At 66.8% G+C, this 20582-nt stretch carries 13 protein-coding genes; 11 read left to right on the top strand and 2 right to left on the bottom strand.

Going from position 1 to position 20582, the window contains the following annotated elements; translation table 11 throughout:
- Window positions 1–942 precede the first annotated feature (942 nt).
- From AB0I21_RS08945 to AB0I21_RS08915, 7 genes are all read left to right on the top strand, one after another.
- A complete protein-coding gene (locus AB0I21_RS08945) occupies window positions 943–1467 on the top strand; it encodes a hypothetical protein (RefSeq protein ID WP_360559791.1) in 525 nt (174 codons plus the stop codon).
- Window positions 1468–1758: 291 nt separating this feature from the next.
- Window positions 1759–2010: a hypothetical protein gene (locus tag AB0I21_RS08940; protein ID WP_360559790.1), complete on the top strand. Its 252-nt coding sequence runs from the start codon at window positions 1759–1761 to the stop codon at window positions 2008–2010.
- Between the two features lie 496 nt (window positions 2011–2506).
- Window positions 2507–5674 (top strand): DEAD/DEAH box helicase family protein, encoded by a 3168-nt coding sequence (locus AB0I21_RS08935; RefSeq protein WP_360559789.1) that lies wholly within the window; start codon window positions 2507–2509, stop codon window positions 5672–5674.
- Window positions 5675–5993: 319 nt separating this feature from the next.
- Complete coding sequence (locus tag AB0I21_RS08930) at window positions 5994–7901, top strand: hypothetical protein (RefSeq protein ID WP_360559788.1); 1908 nt, start codon at window positions 5994–5996, stop codon at window positions 7899–7901.
- A gap of 371 nt (window positions 7902–8272) precedes the next feature.
- Window positions 8273–8746 carry a hypothetical protein gene (locus AB0I21_RS08925; RefSeq protein ID WP_360559787.1) on the top strand — a complete coding sequence of 158 codons (474 nt, stop codon included), beginning with the start codon at window positions 8273–8275 and terminating at the stop codon, window positions 8744–8746.
- Window positions 8747–8861: 115 nt separating this feature from the next.
- The gene (locus tag AB0I21_RS08920; protein ID WP_360559786.1) at window positions 8862–9764 is read left to right on the top strand and encodes a site-specific integrase; all 903 of its coding nucleotides are present in this window, start codon (window positions 8862–8864) and stop codon (window positions 9762–9764) included.
- A 256-nt stretch (window positions 9765–10020) separates the two neighbouring features.
- Window positions 10021–10914, top strand: coding sequence for an IS982 family transposase (locus AB0I21_RS08915; protein WP_360559785.1), 894 nt, complete (start codon window positions 10021–10023; stop codon window positions 10912–10914).
- Window positions 10915–11065: 151 nt separating this feature from the next.
- On the opposite strand, the gene AB0I21_RS08910 is transcribed toward AB0I21_RS08915, so the two are convergent.
- On the bottom strand, window positions 11066–12379 hold the full coding sequence (locus AB0I21_RS08910; protein WP_360559784.1) for an IS701 family transposase: 1314 nt from the start codon (window positions 12377–12379) through the stop codon (window positions 11066–11068).
- A 1204-nt stretch (window positions 12380–13583) separates the two neighbouring features.
- On the opposite strand from AB0I21_RS08910, the gene AB0I21_RS08905 reads away from it, so the two are divergent.
- The 3 genes from AB0I21_RS08905 to AB0I21_RS08895 all read left to right on the top strand — a co-directional run bounded on the left by AB0I21_RS08905 (window position 13584) and on the right by AB0I21_RS08895 (window position 17191).
- Window positions 13584–14561: a pyridoxal-phosphate dependent enzyme gene (locus AB0I21_RS08905; protein ID WP_360559783.1), complete on the top strand. Its 978-nt coding sequence runs from the start codon at window positions 13584–13586 to the stop codon at window positions 14559–14561.
- Window positions 14558–15571, top strand: coding sequence for a 2,3-diaminopropionate biosynthesis protein SbnB (sbnB, locus tag AB0I21_RS08900; protein WP_360559782.1), 1014 nt, complete (start codon window positions 14558–14560; stop codon window positions 15569–15571). The genes AB0I21_RS08905 and sbnB overlap by 4 nt, the downstream gene beginning before the upstream one ends.
- An 81-nt stretch (window positions 15572–15652) precedes the next feature.
- Window positions 15653–17191, top strand: coding sequence for a carbamoyltransferase C-terminal domain-containing protein (locus tag AB0I21_RS08895; protein WP_360559781.1), 1539 nt, complete (start codon window positions 15653–15655; stop codon window positions 17189–17191).
- Here the strand turns inward: AB0I21_RS08895 and AB0I21_RS08890 are convergent.
- A complete protein-coding gene (locus AB0I21_RS08890; protein ID WP_360559780.1) occupies window positions 17111–18847 on the bottom strand; it encodes a non-ribosomal peptide synthetase in 1737 nt (578 codons plus the stop codon). The genes AB0I21_RS08895 and AB0I21_RS08890 overlap by 81 nt on opposite strands.
- A gap of 199 nt (window positions 18848–19046) precedes the next feature.
- On the opposite strand from AB0I21_RS08890, the gene AB0I21_RS08885 reads away from it, so the two are divergent.
- Window positions 19047–20582, top strand: a complete 1536-nt coding sequence (locus tag AB0I21_RS08885; protein ID WP_360559779.1) for an MBL fold metallo-hydrolase — start codon at window positions 19047–19049, stop codon at window positions 20580–20582.

Below are 20582 nucleotides of genomic sequence, written 5' to 3'. Positions count from 1 at the left end.
GCCGGCCGACCCGACACCGCCCCGGCCGACGTCGGCACGGCCCGCGACACTGGCGCGGTCGGTTCGCGGACCGCCGTCCCACCCCCGCACCCGAGCCCCACCGCCCCTGCCGTCACGAGCGCCAGCAGCCGTCTCATGGTTCTCCTCTGCCACTCCACGTGGACTGCACACGATACCCATTCCCCCTTTCGGCGGCGGTACGATGACCGGCCCTGGGTGAGACACGGCGGCGGAGTATCTGAACAGCGTGGCGCGACTCGTTGCGGTGGGGCGGGACGACGAGGCGCGCACCGTGGCCGGGCAGGGATTCGCTGAGGTGGGCGGTGTGGCGCTTGGTCGTCGGTACGCCCAGTTGGCGGCCGCCACCGGCAGGGTAGACGACGCGGCGGGCGCGCTGCGGCAGGTGGTGGACGCGGGAGCGGGTCTGCGGGCCGTGCGCGATCTCGCGGTCCTGCAACGCGACCGGCTCGGCGCGGGCGACGAGGCCCGGCGGACGTGCCTGCTGGGGCCGGACGCGCCCTGGCGGCGACGTGGACAGGCTGGCCCGGTACGAGCTGACCACGCTGTACCTGCGGCTGTGCCCCGAACGGGAACCGGGCGACGCGCTGGCGTACGCCGATCGGCTGCCGCCAGTCGACCGGATGCTTGCCGAGGCGTTCGCGCTCGGCCGCGAGGGGGCAGCGACGGCTGGGTCGAACGGATGTTTCACGATGCGCTGGCTCGGGACCCGTACCATCCCGGCGGCCGCTATGACCTCGCCTGCACCCTCGCAGTCGTGGGTGGGCCGCGCCTTGCCCGGGCCGAGCTGCTTGCCGCAATCGCCGACGGCTCTGCGCGGCTCGCCGAGCGCTCCGCGCACGATCCAGACCTGGCCGGGACATCGCCGGCGACGACCCGGCCTGCGCCGTGCGGGGCCGCTCACACTCGCTCGCCACGATCCACGTGCAGCCGGCGACCGACAGCGTCGGCCTCTCCTTCCCGGTCCGTCCGGAGGCCCGCGAGGCGGCGTACGACTACGGCTTGGCGCTGAGCTTCCGCGACCTCGACCCGGCGCTGCGATGGTGCCGACGTTCGCGTTCCAGTCCCAGGGTGCCGCGCTCGTCGAGGGTTTCGAGCTGGACACACCCGCCGACCGTGCCTACCTGCACGGGTGGGGACCTGCACAACGCGTTGCGCCGGATCGCCCCGCACGTCACCGACACCCGCGGCTTCGTCTACGACTGGAACGGCGGCGGCTACCTCGACGAACTCACCGTCACCGACGGGCGGCTCTCCGTCCTGCGCCGCCACACCGGCTTCCGGGACGGCCCGCGCGCCCGCCGCGACCTCCTCGCCGAACGTGCCCGCCAAACCCCGACGACCAGGCCATGGCCGAAGCAATCGCCGACGAGGTCGGTGAGGCCACGAACTGAGCACCCGATCGCGTTCGGTCGACCAGGTACGTCCTGCTGCCGGATCGCCTCATGACGGCTCGCATTCCTTTCCCTACCGTCAGTTCGAAGGTTTCCAGGTAACCCACCATCGCGGCCGACCCGTCATCCGCGAGTTCAATCCGGAGACCAAGGACGAAGCCGAGAACCCCAACGCGGTCCTGCACGTGGCGATGACCGACCTCGTCACCGACCCAGTCCTGGCCGAGGTACTGGAGGGCCGGCTGGCCGAGGCACGCATCTGCGACCGCAACGGGGCGTTCGCCAGCGCCATCATCATGCTCGGAAGCCTCCTGGAAGGTGTGCTGATCCACGCGCGACGACGCGCTTGCCGGAACGCGACCAGCCGACCGCCGAGAACTGGACGCTAAGCCGGCTCATCAACGTCGCGCATCAACAGCAGTGGATCCAAGCCGACGTCCACGGCTTCGCCGACAAGCTCCGCGAATACCGCAACCTGGTCCACCCGCACGCGCAAGTCCGCAAAGGCCACGCGCCCGACCGCGACACGCTAAACATGTGCTGGCCAGTCATCAACGCCGCGCTCAACGACCTGGCCGCCACCAGCACCGCAAACTAAGATGCGGCGCAGACGTCCGTCCGCCCGGCATCGCCAACCGGACTGGCTTGCCCGCTGCCGACGCCACTGACCGAAGCACGAGTTGCGCCAGTTGTCGCTCGCGGATCGCTCACCACGCCAGTCAGGACGCTGGCACCGCGACGGAAATCCAGCCGCTGACGATTCGCCTGCCGGTTCGTTTGCAATGGCGCGTGTGCCGAGTCGAACCGCCCGTGCAGCACGCCCGTGCAGCGATGTCGGGACGGGCAAGGAGCGTCGACCTATCACCGAGCGTGATGTCGCTTCGTACCGACGGAACATCACCGGTACCCAATACGTCAGCTCCCGCACTTGTCAGGCCTGTTCGACTGTCATGAACTGACCAGTCGACGGAGCCCGATCGAGTGACAAGCCAGCCCTCAGTCGATCGTCACAGAGGGTAACGTCGATCTGGTTCCTGTCGAGTCCACGTCAACGTCTGGCCTGTGAGGCAAACATCAACGTCGTCGTCCCAGAGTTGTGGGCCGAGCCGGTCACATCGTCCGGCGGCGAAATCCGTCAGCTCATCGAACCGGAGACCATCGCGGCTATCGACGTGGCCGCTGGCGGAGAGTTGGTTGCGCGCACCGAGCGGCATACGTGGCCGGTCATAGACCAGCCACCGGACGACGCCACCCATCCACATGCACTGGTTCTCGTTCGCTCCCCGCAGGGCGTTGACGCCGCCGCGGCGCAATGGGCCGGAGGCACTTGGGAGGTGGCCGATCCCGCTGAGGTCTTGGAAGGGATCGCGGATGGCTTCCGGTTCGTTGAGGGCACCACTGACGGTACGCGGGCGGGACTTCGTCGGCCCCAGATCGGGGCCGTTCATGCGGTACTCGGGTACTGGGCGAGCGCGCCTCAGCAGCCCGCGACCGTGGTGATGCCGACCGGCACCGGAAAGACCGACACGATGATCGCGCTGCTCGCCACCGGGCAGGTGCAACGCCTTCTCGTGGTCGTGCCGAGTGACGCCCTCCGCACGCAGCTGACCCGGAAGTTCCAGACCTGGGGCATATTGCCAGCCGTCGGTGCGCTGCCTGAGACGGCACCCTTTCCCGTGGTCGGAACCATCCGGCACGCTTTCGCCTCGACGGACGAGGCAGTGGCGTTCACTGAGCGATGCAACGTCATCATCACGACGGTCGCTGCGCTGTGCCGGTCGGACGAGACGATCCAGCGAGCGCTTGTTGACGAGTGCAGCCACCTGTTCGTTGACGAGGCCCACCACATCGCGGCGGCCTCGTGGGACCGGATCCGGCAGCACTTCGACGACCGCTACGTGGTGCAGTTCACCGCGACGCCGTTCCGCGCCGACGGGCGTCACCTCGGCGGCCGAATGGTCTTCACGTTCCCGCTGCGCGAAGCCCAACGCCTCGGCTACTTCTCACGGATCGACTACCTGCCGGTCACCGACTTCACCGATCCGGACCGGGCGATCGCCCGAACGGCGATCGAACGCCTGCGAGCCGACATCGCGGCCGGCCACAACCACCTCATGATGGCCAGGGTCAACACGATCAAGCGGGCCGAAGAAGTCCTTGCGATCTACCAGGAGTTGGCCACCGACTTCGCACCGGTCATGGTGCACAGCGGCATGCCGACGACACTCCGACGAGCCGGCAAGCAGGCGATCGAGCAACGCACCAGCCGAATCGTCATATGCGTGGACATGCTCGGTGAAGGCTACGATCTGCCGGCGCTGAAGGTCGCTGCCATCCATGACGCACACAAGTCCCTACCGATCACGCTGCAATTCCTCGGCCGTTTCACTCGTGCCGAGTCCGATCGGCTCGGCGACGCGTGCGTCGTGGTGAACCGACCGGACCCGGAGTACGACGAGACGCTCCGAGACCTGTACGCCGACGACGCCGACTGGAACCAGGTCATCCGAGAACTGGCCCAGAACGCAACCGGCGCCGAACAACGCATCAGCGACTTCGAAGCCGGCTTCCAGTTCCTGCCCGACGAAGTCCCGATCCGCGCCTTGGCACCGAAGATGAGCACGGTCGTGTACCGCACTCAGTGCGCCGACTGGTCGACGCTCGGCGTCCACGAGATTTTTCCGGAACACGCGCTGCTCACCCCGACGGTCGCCGTCAACAGGCAGCACAACGTGGCGTGGTTCGTCACAGAAGAGCGCACACCGGTCAAGTGGGGCAACCTGCACGCGGTCGACGAGATCGCCTACAACCTGTACGCACTCTATTGGGATGCCAGCCGAGGTCTGCTCTACATCAACAGCTCCAACACTGACAGCGTGCACCGACCGTTGGCAGAGGCAGTCGCGGGCGATACGGCGACCATCATCAGCGGCGAGCAGGTCTACCGCATCATGGCCAGCATCCACCGACCCGTGCCCACGAACATCGGCCTGCTCGACGTGCGCAGCCGAGCTCGCCGGTTCTCCATGCACGTCGGCGCCGACGTCGCCGAGGGCTTTCCCACCGCCGAGGCACAGACCAAGGCCAAGACCAACATCTTCGCGTACGGCTACGAGGACGGCTCGCGCGTCGGGTTCGGCGGCTCGCTCAAGGGACGCGTCTGGAGCAACCGCGCGGCGCGCTCACTCAGCGAGTGGCGAGACTGGTGCGACGCTGTCGGGGAGAAGCTCACCGACGACACCATCGCCGTCGACGACGTCATGCGCGGCTTCATCCGGCCGGTGATCATCAACGAGCGGCCACCGCTGACGCTCATCGGCGTCGACTGGCCCCACGCGATCTACTTCAACACGAGCGACGAGACGCTCCTGCGTTTCAACGGGCAGACGGCGCGGCTGTTCGACACCGAGCTGCGCGTCGCATCGCACAAGCTGCACGGGCCGATCGAGTTCGAGATCGTCGCACCCGCCTGGACCGCTCCATACACCGCGGCCTTCACCGACAAAGGTATCGTCTACAAGCCCGCGCAGCAGCAGGTGTACGTCCAGGCACCACGCTCCGAGTACCCCTTGACCGACCTGCTCGAGCGCGAGGGCCTCACGATGTACTTCGAGGACGACACGACGGTCGAACAAGGTGGCATCCTCCTCCGGCCCGACCGGACCATCGAGCCATTCCCCCGCAGCAAACTGACGACCGTCGCGTGGACCGGCATCGACATCAAGAAGGAATCGCAAGGCCGCCACCGCGATCCCACCTCGATCCAACACCACGTCATCCAGCGCATCATCGCCGAACGCGACTGGGACATCGTCATCGACGACGACGGCTCCGGCGAAGCCGCCGACATCGTCGCCATCGCAACCGACCCACTCCAGATGACCATCAGACTGGTGCACTGCAAATACTCATCAGAGCCCACACCCGGCGCCCGCGTCGCAGACCTCTACGAACTCTGCGGCCAAGCCCACAAGTCCAACATCTGGAAGCACGCCCCTCGCCTGCTCGACCACCTCATCAGGCGGGAACGCGACCGCAGAGCCAACCACGGCCACACCGGCATCGAAGTCGGCGACGACGCCACCCTCCGCAGTCTTCAGCACCGAGCCCGGGTCACCAGGGCTCGGCTCGAGGTCACCATCGTCCAACCCGGCCTGTCCGCTGCCCGCGCCAGCGCAGCTCAACTGCAACTGCTCGCCTGCGCCGAGACGTACCTCTACGAGACCGCCAACGCACCACTCGAGGTGCTCTGCAACAGTTAGTTACTTGATGCCAGCGCTCCGCACCTTGGCGTAATGGCGCCGAAATGCTCCAGCCCAACCGGAGACAGCCTTCTCTCCGGCGGGGACTCGCTTGCAGCCCGCGCCAGTGACGGCAGTTGGAGTCTGGAGTCCTCACCGCAGGGCCGAGGCCCGCCGGATGCTACCCCAGGCTCATGTGCGGCACGAGCCAAGATCAGCAAGAAAGCCCCACTGGCCCACCCGCGGCGGGCGCCGACGCTGCGCCCCGCTGTAAACGGTTGGAGCGGCAACTGAATGACCTGGTTCACTTGACTCCCTCCACGTATTGCAGGAAGGCATCGTGATCGAGCCACAAGTTGACGCCCTCTCCACTCCGTCAGATGACGACGTGGTGACAGCCGGTCGCATCCCGCCATACACCTACGATCCGGAGCGACTGCCTGCGCTCGCAACGTTGGTTGACGCCGCCTGTGATGGCGCAGCGGATCCGCATGGCGTCGCGTTGCGAGTCGACGAGCTCTCGTCGCAGATCGATCCGCTGACGAGCCGCTCCGAGAAGATGGCGCTGTTTCACACGTTCATGTACCTGCTGGAGGTGACGACACCGGACCAGGCCCGAGTCGACGCACGGTTGGAGCCGCTGGACGGACCGTCGCTGCTGCCGGTGGCGTTGCGCGACGCCACTGAAGCGATGCGCACACTTTGGCTCGGGCTTGCCGAACATGTTCGGCATCCCATGGCACGCGCACGATGCTGGGACATCGTCTTCACCCTCACCCTGGTGCGTAACCGCCGCACCTCCGCCGAGCAGGCGATAAACGCGTACCTCGAGGCATCCAAGCCACCTACTTCACGTCGGCACCGAGGCGACGGCCTCGTCCGAGCGTGGGTCCTCGCCCGCCGGGTCAGCCTCAACGACACCGCGACGTCCAACGCGATCCGCGAGGCCATGAAGACGCTGGCGACGGAGGGCGTCGACCAAGGCGACCCGTACCCCGCCATGACAGTCCTCGCGGCATTGATCAGCCCAGGGCGGACACGGTCCGAATCAGTCGACCCCGCGGTCGATACCTTGCTGGACCGGGCACTCCTCGCGTACTCGCAGGTCCACATCATCAGCGGATTCGCCACCCTCATCCGGTGCCGCGCCGGCGAAGGCAGCGAGCGGGCCGAACAGGCGAGCAGGCACGAGGTCAACGCGATGATCGCCGAGGCCGACGCAGCGACCGATGCGATGATCATCAGGAATCGGTACAGCGAGGCCGCGGCGGCCGCCCACACGTACGGTTTGGCCGATCTGGAGAAGAGTGCGGTCGCAGGCTTGCAGTCTGCGCCCAGGGTCTCCTGGACCGTCTCCGAGTACAAGATCACTACGCCATCCCGGTTCTTCCATGCCCACCTGCCCGGCTTCTCGCAGGCATCCGAGTGGCGGCAAGCACTTACGATCTGGCTGCACTCAACGGCACCCAGCGGCAGCTTCACCGCCAACGAACGCGCAGCCAACCGAAACCTTCAGGCGTCGGTGATGACCCGCCTCGCCTCCATGGTGATCTTCCGCGACGGCGACCTTCCAGCCCGAGCGCTGGACGGCGACGCAGATCGCCTGGAGCACGCGCTCGTGCAGATCGAACAACAGACAATGGAGATGCGCGGCCGTTTCCTGGCCCGCGCACTGGTTCAACTTCAACAGCAGTTCGGAATACCATCCCAGGCCGACCTCAAGGCATTTCTACTCCAATCAGAAGCCGCGCCGAACTTTGCCCAGGCACTGGCCACGGCGTTCCAGCTGTACTGGGTCGAAGAATACGACGCATGCTGCCACCTCATCGTGCCGAAGATAGAAGCCGCCACGAGAGCGTTGCTACTCGAACTCAACGAACCTATGTACCGGGCCGCCGTCGGCGACTCGGTTGGCCAGTTTCCCGGCCTCGGGAGCTTGTTGCCGCTGCTGGTTGAGAATGACTTCGACCCTGACTGGGAACGCTTCCTGCGCACCTTGCTGCTCAATTACGGCACCAACCTCCGGAACCTCATCGCACACGGCTACGCCGACGGTGTCGGGCCGGTCGATGCCGCGCTGGCATTGCGTGCCGCCGCGGTCCTGGTGCTGGTCACCAACGGCAACGCAGCAGGCCGCGATGCCGCGCAGGTGCGAGCGACATTGAGAACGCCAACCGGCAACCGGCGGCAGGATCGATGGTGGCGCCGTTGCGTTGCAGCCCTATCCATCGTCACGCGCGGACGCTGAAAGCCTCATGCCGCCCGAACGCCCGTTCGCAACTCAAGCCAGCACCTCGACATGGCAGGGCAGGGCAGCCGACACCTGACCACGGCGGGAGCGATGTCTGTACGGTTGTCAAAGTCGGCCTTGGGTCAGCTGTATCGGTAACCGCTTGATCGATCTGACGACGACTTGAAGGAATGACTCGGTGTCGATAGCATAAACGCATGAACCCCTGTTTCTTGCAGGGGTGCTATGGGTGGGGGTTCATCCCCCCTTCGACACTGGTCTTGGTGAATGTTTACCAAGACCCACGAACTCGTAGCATCCCAGCAGACCCGAGCGGGTGACAACCCGGTCGGGTTTCAGCATGTGCGGGCCGCTCCTCGGCGGCGAAGATGAGCCCCGTGCGGCGCAGCGTTCCGGCCTCGGCCGAGCAGATGATCGCGGCACTCATCCCGGTGCCACTCCCCCGGGCAAGCCCGCTACGGCCGCCGCTGCCACACCTGCCAGCAGAGCCCACCACGCTCGACCCGCTTGATCTGCACCTGGGCGTCGGCCAGCTCGACCCGTCCGGCCGGATATCGGCCCGCCCGCTCCTGCACCTGCTGGACTGGGCACCCGGCCACCGCATCCAGTTCGACATCGCTCACAGCACCATCACCGCCACCTCTAGCCCGGCCGGTCGCCACACCATCGGCGCCACCGGCCTCCTCGCTGTCCCGGCGGCAACCCGAAGGTTGTGTAACCTCGCCTCCGGTGACCTGGTCGTCCTCCTCGCCGCCCCCCAACGTCAACTCCTGCTGATCCACCCGGCCCGCACCGTCGCACGGCTCCTTGCCGACCAGTTCGCCGCAACCGATGACGGCTGACCGAGCACGGCTCGACGCCGCCTGGACCGCCCTGGCCCACCTCGGTATCACCCTCGCCGACCTGCAGAGCGACGCCCGACCCACGCTACCGACATTCGACGAATACCTTCCGCAGGTGCTCGCCGCGGCCGGGCCCGGCGCGTTGCGCGCCTACCGCAGCTACTGGCAACGCATGACCACGGCATGGGGCAACCTCACCATCGACACCGTCTCCGCCAGCGACATCCAGGCGCTACAGCGACGTGTAGTCGCCGGCGCGCGAGCCCGGCGCAACAGCCGCGGCGGCCGCCACGCCGGCGAACTGCTCATCGCTGCCGCCCGCGCCTTCTACAACGTGGCCATCGCCGATGGTCTCATCGAGGCCGCGGACAGCCCGGCCCACCGAGTCCACAAGCCCCGACGGCTCCCCACCACCCGACGAGCACTGACACCAACCGAACTGACCGAGATCAACCTCGTCGCCCGCACCACCGGCAACGACACCATCCTCGACGCGCTTTTGCTCCGCCTGCACACCGAAACCGCCTGCCGACGAGGCGGCGCCCTGCGGTTGCGGCTCCAGGACCTCGACGCCGAACGCGGCCTGCTCCTGCTGCGCGAGAAGGGCGGTACGGTCCGCTGGCAACCGGTCAGCCTCGACCTCGCCACCAGCCTCGCCCAGCATGCCGCCGTCCGTGGCGTGGTCCTGCCCACCGACGCGTTGCTGCGCTACCGCAACGGAACCGCGCTGACCGGCCGCCGCTACGACGAGCTCTGGCGTCGCATCGGCCGCCATCTGCCTTGGGTCTCCGCCCAGGGCATCACCGCGCACTGGCTGCGCCACACCACCCTGACCTGGGTCGAGCGGCATTTCGGGTACGGCACCGCCCGTGCTTACGCCGGCCACACCGACACCACCGGACCGGCCACCACCACCTACATCCGCGCCGACCTGCAAGCCGTCGCCACCGCCCTCGCCGTCATGACCGGCCAGCCGCACCCGCTTGCGCAGCCCATCGACGGTCATCGGGTGGTCTAGCGAAGCCTTGAACACGCTTGCGTCGCAGCACTGCGGCATGGCGTGGCGGGCTAATACGTCGCCAAGGCGGCGAGGCCGCACTCGAGCGACCGCGCGTTCGCCGGGCCGGACCTGCCGACGCCCTCACGATCGCCGAACGCACCCGTGCGGCCGGCGACCGCGTCATTGCCGCCGGAGGCTGCTTCGACCGCTAGACGAGTAAGTCCTAACGGACCCCGGGGTGTGGGCATGGGTGAAGGGTGTTGAAGATCCGTTTGTGACGACAGACCTCAACACCCTTCTGACCGCACTGTACGTGAAGATCGATGACTGGCTCGGGCGGCCACGCAGAGGTGGGCGGCCGCCGAGGCTGTCCGACGCGGAACTGCTGACCCTGGCGGTGGCGCAGGCGTTGCTCGGGGTCCGGTCCGAGGCCCGTTGGCTGCGGTTCGTGCCGGGGCGTCTGCCCGGTGCGTTTCCGTACCTGCCGGGGCAGTCTGGGTACAACAAGCGGCTGCGGGCCGCGTTGCCGCTGTTGAAGCGGGCGATCCGGGTTGTTGCGGCGGACACCGATCTGTGGGACGACACGACCTGGGTGGTGGACTCCACACCGGTGGAGTGCGGCCGGTCCCGGCCGACGGTCAAACGCTCGGACCTGGCCGGGTGGGCCGGCTACGGCTACTGCGCGTCGCACTCCCGGTCTTTCTGGGGTCTACGCCTGCATCTGGTCTGCACCCCGGCCGGGTTGCCGATCGTGTGGGCCCTGGCCACGCCGAAGGTCGACGAGCGGCAAGTGTTGACCGCGGTCCTGGAGCACGACCCGGACCTGATCGCGGACCGGCCTGGGCTGCTGATCGTCGCGGACAAGGGTTACGTGTCCGCGGAGCTGGACCGGTGGCTGGCCGAGCGTGGGGTACGGCTGCTGCGACCGTCGTACCGCAACCGGACCCCACGACCGGGCGAACATCTGCTCAAACCGATCCGGCAGCTCATCGAATCGGTCAACGACACTCTCAAGGGCCAACTCGATCTGGAGCTGCATGGCGGGCGCAGCATCGAAGGCGTCGCCGCCCGCGTTGCCCAACGCCTCCTGGCCATGACCGCCGCGATCTGGCACAACCGCGCCACCGGCCAGCCCGTGACCAGGTCACTGATCACCTACGACCACTGACCAGACTTCGGACTTACTCGTCTAGTAGTGCTTTGTTAGGTCTGGCGATGGTTGTTGCGGCGTAACGGTTTTACGGTTTGGTGGCAGGTGGGGCATGCGCCGGTCCAGGTTGCGAGCAGCAGTTGCAGCTCGTGGATGGCCTTGTAGAGGGTCAGGCCGGCGCATCCGCTTTTGGGTCGAGCCTGAGCATGGTGATGAACAGGTGCGCGGCGGTGACGAGGGTGACGTGGCGGTGCCAGCCCGTCCAGGAGCGGCCTTCGAAGTGGTCCAGGCCGAGGCCGGTCTTGAGTTCGCGGTAGTCGTGTTCGATCCGCCAGCGCAGTTTCGCGGTGCGGATCAGGTCGGCGGGTGTGGTGTCGGCGGGTTGGCTGCTCAGCCAATAGGTGACTGGTTCGGGTTCAGTGTCGGGCCATTCGGTGATCAGCCACCGTTCGGGCAGGCTGCCGTCGGATGCGGTGGGGACGCGGTGCCCCGCCGGTCGCACGCGCAGGATCACGAACTGGGAGGTGAGGGTGCCTTTGCTGCCTTCACGCCAGGAGATGGTGACGGCTGCGGCGCGTCCGGCGGTCAGGACGTGCCCGGCCAGGCTGGTCGCGTCGTCGGGGTAGTCCGGACGGGTCGGTGGGCGGCCGGTGCCGGACCAGGCGGGGACCGCCGGTGCCGCGTTGGCGGCCTGGGCGAGGGTTTCGCCCTTGATCTGGACGCTGTAGGCGATGCCACGTTCGTCGAGGGCGGCCCGGAACGGGCCGCTGTCACCGTATCCGGAGTCCGCCGCGATCAGCGGTGGCCGCAGCCCATGCCCGGCGAGGCTGTCGAGCATCTCGACAGCGAGGGTCCACTTCGGACGGTGACCCTCATCCTCGGGTACTGCTGACTTGCGCCGCCGCTGCCGCGCCGCCTCGGTCACCGCCTCGACGTCGATGGTGGTATCGGTCGGTGCGGCTGGTGCGGCAGCCTGCCGTGCGTTGTGCAACGTTCTGCGCTGCTTGGCCTTGGCCGCCTTCACCGCCGCTGGGCCTGCCTTGTGGACGTCCCACGACTCCGGCAGGAACAACCGCCAGTCCAGGGGGCACGACGCGGTGTCGGTGGCTGCGTGGACACTCACCCCGATCTGACAGTTGGCGACCTTGCCGAGAGTGCCGGAGTATTGCCGGGCCACTCCCGGCGAGCCGGTGCCGTCCTTCGGGAAGCCGGTGTCGTCGATCACCCACGCGACGGGCTGGACGAGGTCGACCGCCCGGGCGGCCAGCCGCGTCCGGACCGCCGCCGTGTCCCACGTCGACGTGGTCACGAACTGCTGCAGCCCCTGATGATCCACCCCGAGCCGCTCCGCCATCGGCTGCATCGACTTCCGCCGCCCGCTCAACAACAGCCCGCGCAGATACGTCTCGCCCTTCGCCCGCTGATCCGAACGTGCCATGGGCGCGAACATCTCCGCCGCGAACGCCTCAAGACGTTGCCGCACAACCGAAAGCTCGTCAGGGGTCACCGAAGCATGAAACTACCCGCTCGGTCCCAGCGACCCCACGACACGCCGACCTAACAAAGCCCTACTAGTACCGCAGAGTGAACGCATGACGATGTTGGCCGCGCTAGCGTGCGTCGACGCCGTCTTGATATTCGACGAGGAAACGCCCGAGCAGGCGCTCCGACTCCTGAAACCGACATCGTCGTCAAGGGCGGCGATTACGCGATGGGCCTCAGAGCGGAGTCTGAAGTCATGAGCAACTGGGGGCTAGGTAGCGGTGCTACCCTATGTCGACGGCCGATCAACCACACAGCTCATCGAGAAATTCGACGGCGAACCGCAAGCACGACCTGAACAAACGGCAGGTGTTCCATGGCTGTACCACGGCACTGGTCGAATCGTTTCACAAGAATCGAACGGTTTCCCGATGATGTCTACACAGATTGGGACAACGAAACTGGCAACAACCATGCGAACGGATGCGCTCGGCTCGCGAAGCATCGTGCCACATTGGCCTTCACGATCGCATTCGCCATCGTTGCGATTCTGTCATCGGTCGCAGTGCTCGCGCTACTCAAGTAGCCGCGGCGGACCTGTACGGACTGCCTTCAACCTCGCTACCTGAGCCGAAGCCGTGAATGCGTGGAGGAGGGCCGGTGCGGGACGATACGCAGGCATTCGTGGTGCGATCACACCGCGGCGAGTGCGTTGTGCGGCGAATGGCGACTCGCGTGCACTGCTACCAGCTCCCAGTAGGGCTGACCGACTCATTGTCGACGCGCACGTACAGAGGCTGCATCCTGCGATGACCACCATGTTGGCACCGCGCCGACCCTGCCAGTAGTTGCTGACGAACACCTGAAGTCGCTCGACGGAGCGCTGCCGATCCTGTCGTGGCTCCTCGACACGATCACCGGCGCCGTGTCGACGTGGTCGAACATGGGCTGCCCGGTTCCGGCCCGGCCCACAACGAAACGGGCGTGGCCGTAATGGGCGAGCATGACCAGACCCGGCCGGGGCCCAGACGGAAGCCGATGCTGTCGACTCGCCAGGCGAGCGGTGCTAAACCAGCGAGACAGGCCGCTGGAAGCGCGGTCGGCACGGGACACGGCGGCCGCGAAAGCCGCGATGTGGGACGCCGACTAATACTGGGGATGCTGTGGCGCTTCTCGTCCGGCGGTGGCTCGCCTAGAGTGAAGGAGTGATCGTCGCCAGCGCCTTGGACCTCGTCTTCGGCGACCTGTTCTTCGACCTTGGGTCGGTCACCTGCGCGAGAACGCTGCTCAAGCTCGAGGGCTATCACGCATCCGGCTCGATAAAGCTAAAGACGGCGAGTTCGATGATTACCGCACTCGAGGCGCGGGGCGAGCTCGTCCGTGGAAGATCCACGGTCGTTGAATCCTCCTCGGGCAATCTCGGGGTCGCGTTGGCGCTCGTGTGTCGAGTCCGCGGATATGGCTCGGTATGTGTCAGTGACCCGAACATCTCAGCGGCGAACTCAGCGGCTATCACGGCCTACGGAGGCGTGGTCGAGATCGTCAGTCGACGTGACGACAATGGCGGATACCTCGGCACACGTATCAAGCGCATCCGTGAACTACTGGCGGAGTATCCGGACTATGTCTGGCCCAACCAGTATGCGGATGCGTCCAATCCGGCCGCTCATCAACTCACGACTGCCCAGGAAATCATGAGATGCGTTCCTGATGTCACGCACATCTATGCCGGCACCGGAACCACCGGCACGATCATGGGCATCAGCATGGGTCTGTCGGCAATGCGCGAGCGACTGCAGATCGTGGCCGTCGAGCCGATCGGATCGGTTACGTTCGGTGGTTGTCCAGCGAAGCGTCACATTCCAGGGATCGGTACGAGTCAGGTCCCGCCCATTGCGGATCGGGATCGGGTGGACCGGGTCCAGTATGTCTCTGAGGGCGACTCCGTTGCCGCATGCCGTTGGCTGGTGTCAGAGTACGGTCTCCTTCTCGGCGGATCTACCGGCGCGGTCGTGGCCGCGATCAGGGCCGACTCGTCGAGATTCGGGCCGTCGGACGTGGTCGTCGGGATCTCCGCCGACAATGGTGAGCGCTACCTCGACACGGTCTACAACGACGACTGGGTCGAGCGGCACATCGGGGCGTCGCCCGACGACTCTCCAACTCCGAGGGTTCGTCGGTGAGCACCTTCCACGTGGTCGGGGTCCAGGCGGTGCGGACAATCCTGGATTCTGGGCGGCCGCTCATCCGGGATATTGTGCGTGCCGCCTATCTCCAGCATTACACCGGTCATACGGTGAATCCGGACAGCTACTTTCTCCGGTTTCCGGACAGGCCCGCGGACCGCATAATCGCCCTGCCCGCTCGGCTGTCCGACGATGCTGGTGACGACGCCGGGCTGAAATGGATAGGGAGCTTCCCCGGGAACCTAGGCCGCGGTCTGCCACGTGCATCGGCCGTCGTAATACTCAATGACATGTCCACGGGATTTCCGTATGCATGTATCGAGGGTTCCCTCATCTCGGCCGCTCGCACCGCGGCGTCCGCGGCGATCGCGGCCAGACATCTGCACCCGTCCACCCAGCGGCAGCGTCTCGGCGTGGTGGGGTGTGGCGTGATCGCGCGGGCGTTGCTGGACTTCCTGGCTGCGGACGGTTGGCATTTCGATAGTGTGGCGGCGTACGATGTCGACCCCGTGCGGGCGGCCGCGTTCACCGACCACGTCGGACCAGCAGCCGTCAGCGGTCGCTGTGCGTCCGTGGCCGAGGTGGTCCGGCGCTCAGAGCTTGTGGTCTTCACAACGACCGCGGTCGAACCGCACGTCTTCGCTGAGGACCTGTTCACGGCCCGGCATACCGTACTCCATCTCTCGCTCCGCGACCTTGCCGTGGGCGTGGTTCTTCGCGCGCAGAACATCGTCGATGACATCGATCACGCGCTCAAGGCCAACACATCCCTGCACCGGGCAGAGCAGGCCGTGGGCCACCGGGCCTTCGTCTCGGGTGTTCTTGCCCAGGTCATCGCCGGCGCTCTCGAGCCCGATCCGGCAAGGCCACGCGTGTTCTCACCATTCGGGCTCGGCGTCCTCGACCTTGCGGTCGCTCGCCATGTGTACCGTCAGGCGATCAAGAACGGCTTGGCACAGGAGATCCCGGGCTTTTTCGCGCCTTTCTCCAACGAGCACGGCGCGTGACGCGACAAGGAAGTGTGTACGCTCGCCGATGTCGGCACCCGGTCGACGTCTGCCAACGCGTGGCGCCTGAGGGAGAAGGTAGTGAGAATCCTCGCTTTTAACCCAGGTCACGACGGAGCCGCCGCGTTGGTTGAGGACGGAAGGCTGATTTGGAGCCTCGAATCGGAGAAGGACTCGTTCCCGAGGAACGGTGGCTTGTCTGTTGTCGTCGTGGTCGAGTCATTGCTCAAGCTCGAATCTCCGCCCGATGCCATAGCCGTCGGCGGGTGGGACAAGAGCCTCGCGGGCTTCGAATCCTCGTTTGAGGCCGGATATGTGGGGCTGGAGCCCCCGCGGCTGCGGGCGCGGTCGGTCATGGGCGTGCCGTGCGTGGTGGGAACGTCGAGCCACGAGCGATCTCACATCTTCATGTCACTGGGGATGTCGACAGCTGCGTCGGCCGATCTGGCGGTGCTGGTCTGGGAAGGCGTGATCGGATCGTTCTACCGCGTGCACGGGTTCGGCGAGCACATCGAGCGAATACCCGTCCTGCATGGACCGGGCCATCGTTACGGTTTCCTGTACTGTCTGGCCGATCCACGATTCCCGGGTGGGGACGTGCCGCTCGACGTGGCCGGCAAGCTGATGGCGTTGGCAGCGTTCGGCGACGCCGACCAGGCCAGCGACGAGGCCGTCCGTGTCGTCGGGGCGATCCTGGAACCCGAGTCGGCGTTCACGCTGAAGAAGGCGGACTTCCGTTCGTCGTCGCTCTGGAACTGCGGCTTCGAGGACGAGGACTTCCGGCACGCCGCGCGTCTGCTGACCGACCGGATCTTCGATCGTTTCCTCGAAGCGGCAACCGAGCGGCTCCCGGCGGGCCTGCCACTGCTCATCGGCGGCGGGTGCGGCCTCAACTGTGAGTGGAATTCGCGCTGGATGTCGTGCGGGCACTTCGTCGATGTCTTCGTGCCTCCCTGTACCAATGATTCCGGCTCCGCCATCGGGACAGCGGTGGACATCCAGAACGCGCTCGGTGGTGGCCACCGATTGCAGTGGTCGGTCGATTCCGGAGCGCACTTCGTGCACGACGCCGTTCCCGCGCAGCCTTGGCGTGACAGGCGAGCGGATCCCCGCGAAATCGCGGCCCTGATCGCGGGCGGCGCGGTCATTCCATTCGTTCAGGGCCGGGCCGAGATCGGCCCGCGGGCGCTGGGCCAGCGGTCCATGCTCGCGTCCCCGCTGCAGGCAACGATGACGCAACGCCTCAACGCGCTCAAGGGCAGAGAGGGATACCGGCCCATCGCGCCGTGCTGTCGAGAGGCAGACTTCGACACGTTCTTCGACGGTCCGCCGGACAGGTACATGCTGTATTTCTGCCGCGTCATCGACGACCGGATTCCGGCAGTCACGCACGTCGACAGAAGCGCCCGACCTCAGGTTGTCCCGCCTGCCAACGCACGGCTCGACGACCTGCTGGCGGCATTCGGCCGGATCACCGGTGTGCCGGTGCTGTGCAACACTTCGCTCAACTTTCCCGGTCGCGGGTTCATCAACCGGATGTCAGAACTGCTGGCGTTCGCGGAGACCAGGGAGCTCGACCGATTCGTCGTCGACGACCGCCTGTGGTCGCGGGACGGGTGACAAGCCCGGCCCTGCACCCCTGGACACGAGCTGACGAAGGTGGCCGAAGGTCGGCTCCGCCAGGAAGTCGGCGACATCCACGTCGACTCCGCACGACTCGTATACGGCGTCGAGCAGCTCCATCGCGGAGAGTGAATCGCCGCCGCTGAGGAAAAAGTCAGCGTCGTCGCCCGTGAAGGAGGCATGGCGTTCCCAGAGCTCCGCGAGCCAGCGGGGACCGTCCGCCGTCCCGGCCGACTGGGCGTCTCGTGTCTCGAAGCGGTCCAGAAGAACCTGCGCCCGGGCGACGTCCAACTTGTCGCTACGAAGATACGGGATCGCGTCGACCCGGGCCCACCGTGCCGGCCATTCTGCGGCGGGAAGGATGGTTCGCGATTCCTGCGACACCGTACTGAGGGGCCGGTCCGAGACCATGAGGCACGCCAAATCGCCACCGTGGACGAAGACCGCGCAGTCCGTCACGCCGGCTATCCGGCGCAGGTGCCACTCGATTGCACTCGGGTCGAGGCGGTGACCCCGGATCTTCACCTGCCGGTCGCGCCGGCCCCTGAAGTAGATGAGACCGTCGCGCAGCTCGCCCAGGTCCCCGGGTCGGAACACGGCCGGTGACGTTGGTGTCTCGGCCTCGAACCGGGTCCCGGCCGCCGGTTGGCCAAGGTAGCCCCATGCGACGGTCGTCCCGGCGATGGTAATCTCGCCATCCTTGATCCGGACGTCGACGCCCTCCAAGGGACGACCGATCGGGACCTCGTCCTCGCTGCCGTCGACGACATGAACGGTCGCGCAGACTGTCGCCTCGGCAGGTCCGTATGCGTTGACCAGGCGAGAGCAGTGCCTACGTGCGGTGCGCGCCAGTGTCGTCTCGAGCTTCTCGCCCGCTGATCCGAGAAATTCGAGCCTCGGGGGCACGGGCGTTGCCAGGACCCTCGACAGGACACTGGGTGGCGCGGTGAAGTGTGTGATCCTGCGCGCCCGCAGCGCCGTGGCGAGTCTGGACGGCACCGCCCAACTGTCGTCGTCGGGGCACACGAGCGTCGAGCCTGCCACGATGGCGGGCACTACTTCGGTATAGAAGGCGTCGTATGCGGGCGACGCGAACTGGAGAACCCTACTGGCCGGGCCAAGCTCGGCCACCCGCGCCCATTCCCGGGCGACCAGGTCCAGGCCTCGCCAGCGACACAGGGCCAGCAGTGGGTCGCCGGTGCTACCCGACGTCATCGACACGTATGCGGGGTCAGGGCAGCCATCGAAGGTGTCGACCGCCGCGGCGCGGTACTCCGAAGTCCAATGATCGTCCAGGATTTCATGGTTGGTCCCGGTCTCGCCTTCGAACGTCACCACCGTGCTCGGATCGGCGAGCCGCCGCACCGCATCGACGCGAGCCGTCGGCGATGCCCGGTCGACCAGGAGCGGGACCATTCCGTTGGCCCAGAGCGCCAGAAGCATCACGGTGGTCGAGGTTCGACATCGCGGCGCCACGACAAGAACGGTTCTCGAAGAAGCAGGGAACTCGAGCTGCTCGGCGACCTCGCCGATCGCGCGAGCCAGGTCTGCACGCTGCAGGCGGTGTCCGCGACCCTCGATGGTGAAGGAGCTGGCAGCATCTTCGGCGAAGAGCCGCCCGATCTGCCCGTTCGTGTGGGTCGGCCCGATCACACGCAACCTCCGTCTGACCGTGCGCGTACCTGCGCTGATTGCCGTCCGTCGACCGATGCTATACGGACCGGCGCCAATGAGGCTATCCTTCACCAGGCGGCACAAGCGGTCCACCGTCTCAGCTCAGGAGGGACAATTGACGCTTCCGACAAGCCGGGGCGGTCATTTGGTCCGAAATGAGCCTGCTCGATCTCAATCGATGTCCGACGGTGTTGAGAAGATCGAACCGTCGTTGGTAACTTTCGCGCCCGACGTGGCGATCGAACCCACGGTCGACGGCTGGGCCGCCTGGCTGTTCCTGCTCGATCCGATCGGCGCGTGCTTCTACCGCCAGCGTCATGTCGCTCTGCTCCGGTCCTATGTGGCCAACCCGGAGCGGCATGCCAAGGCAGTGCTGGACACACGGCTGGCCGGGGGTTCGTTCTGCGATCTCGGCTCGGTCAACCTCGACCAGGTGCGGCGATATCTCGCCTGGTACGAGGACGTGAGCCAACCGATGATCCGGTTCGGCGAGGCACTCAATGACCTGCAAAACGAACTGGTCAAATGCGATTCCCTTCCGGCATACGGCGCCCTGCCCGCGGAACTTCGTGGACGTGTCGAACTGCGGCGCTCCGACGACGGCCGGCCCAGCATGCGTATCTTGCGTGGTCCCCACGCGAGCCGGCCCGCCATCGGGGCGGCGATGTGGCAGGACGGCCGGCGGCGACCCTCGTTCGGCTCCACTCCGCGTCTGGCCGACGACCCCCGCATGCAGGTTGGTGAGGGCGCTGCAGGAATGCTCGCGGCGCTGATGGACGCCTACCATCGCCCCTGTCCCGCCGACGCGTTAGTGGCCCGTGCGGCGGCACTGGGGCTCCGGACCGAGGGCATCATGTCGCCCGTTCCACCGCCCGACCCCGGCGCCGGGGCGGCGACATTCCTCGGGCACGCCAGCGTCGCGCTGCGTCTTCGCGGCGGACGCCTGGTCAGCGATCCGGTTCCTCCGTCCTCCAGCCCCACGGCCCGAGGCCTGGACGACGTCCGGGTCGTGGTCATCAGCCACGGTCATCCCGACCACTTCAGTCCGGAAGCGCTGCTGTCACTGGTGGCTCAGCAGCCCACCGTCGTCGTGCCGCGCAATGTCGACGGCAGCCGCTTCGACGCGTCCCTGGCGAACGGCGCCAGGGTCCTCGGGTTCACCTCGGTGATTGAGCTTGGACCGTATGAAACCTTCGAGACCGACGAGGTCAGGCTGACGGCGCTGCCGTTCCTGGGAGAGCATGGCAACCTCCCGATCCATGCCAAGGCGGCGTTCCATGTCGAGACAGACCAGTTCGGGGTTGTGCTCGCCGCTGACGCCACCGGCCTCGACCCGGCGGTCTTCAACCGAGACATCGGCGGGCGCGTCGACGCGCTCGTCATCGGCATCGAGCCGGCTGGCGCACGCGCCGGTTGGCTGTACGGGCCGCTGCTGGCCGCAGCCCATCGCCAACGCCACATGGCCGACGAGCCACTGGCGGGTGCGACCGCGGAAGAGGTGCTGGAGATCGCGCGAACGCTCGGGGCCAGACAGGTGCGTATCTACGGAACTGGCGCGCCCGGGATGGAGCACATTCTTGGCCGGTCGAGCGGCAACGCATCCCGCGCACTGTCAGAATGCGCCAGACTGCGCGCGATGGCGGTCGCGGCCGACCTCGACATCCTCGTTCTCCGGACGCCGGGCGAGGATTTACGCCTCGGGGACCCCAGGTGA

The sequence above is a fragment of the Dactylosporangium sp. NPDC050588 genome, from assembly GCF_040654975.1.
GTDB lineage: Bacteria > Actinomycetota > Actinomycetes > Mycobacteriales > Micromonosporaceae > Dactylosporangium > Dactylosporangium maewongense.
This window is presented reverse-complemented; position numbering and strand designations above follow the sequence as displayed.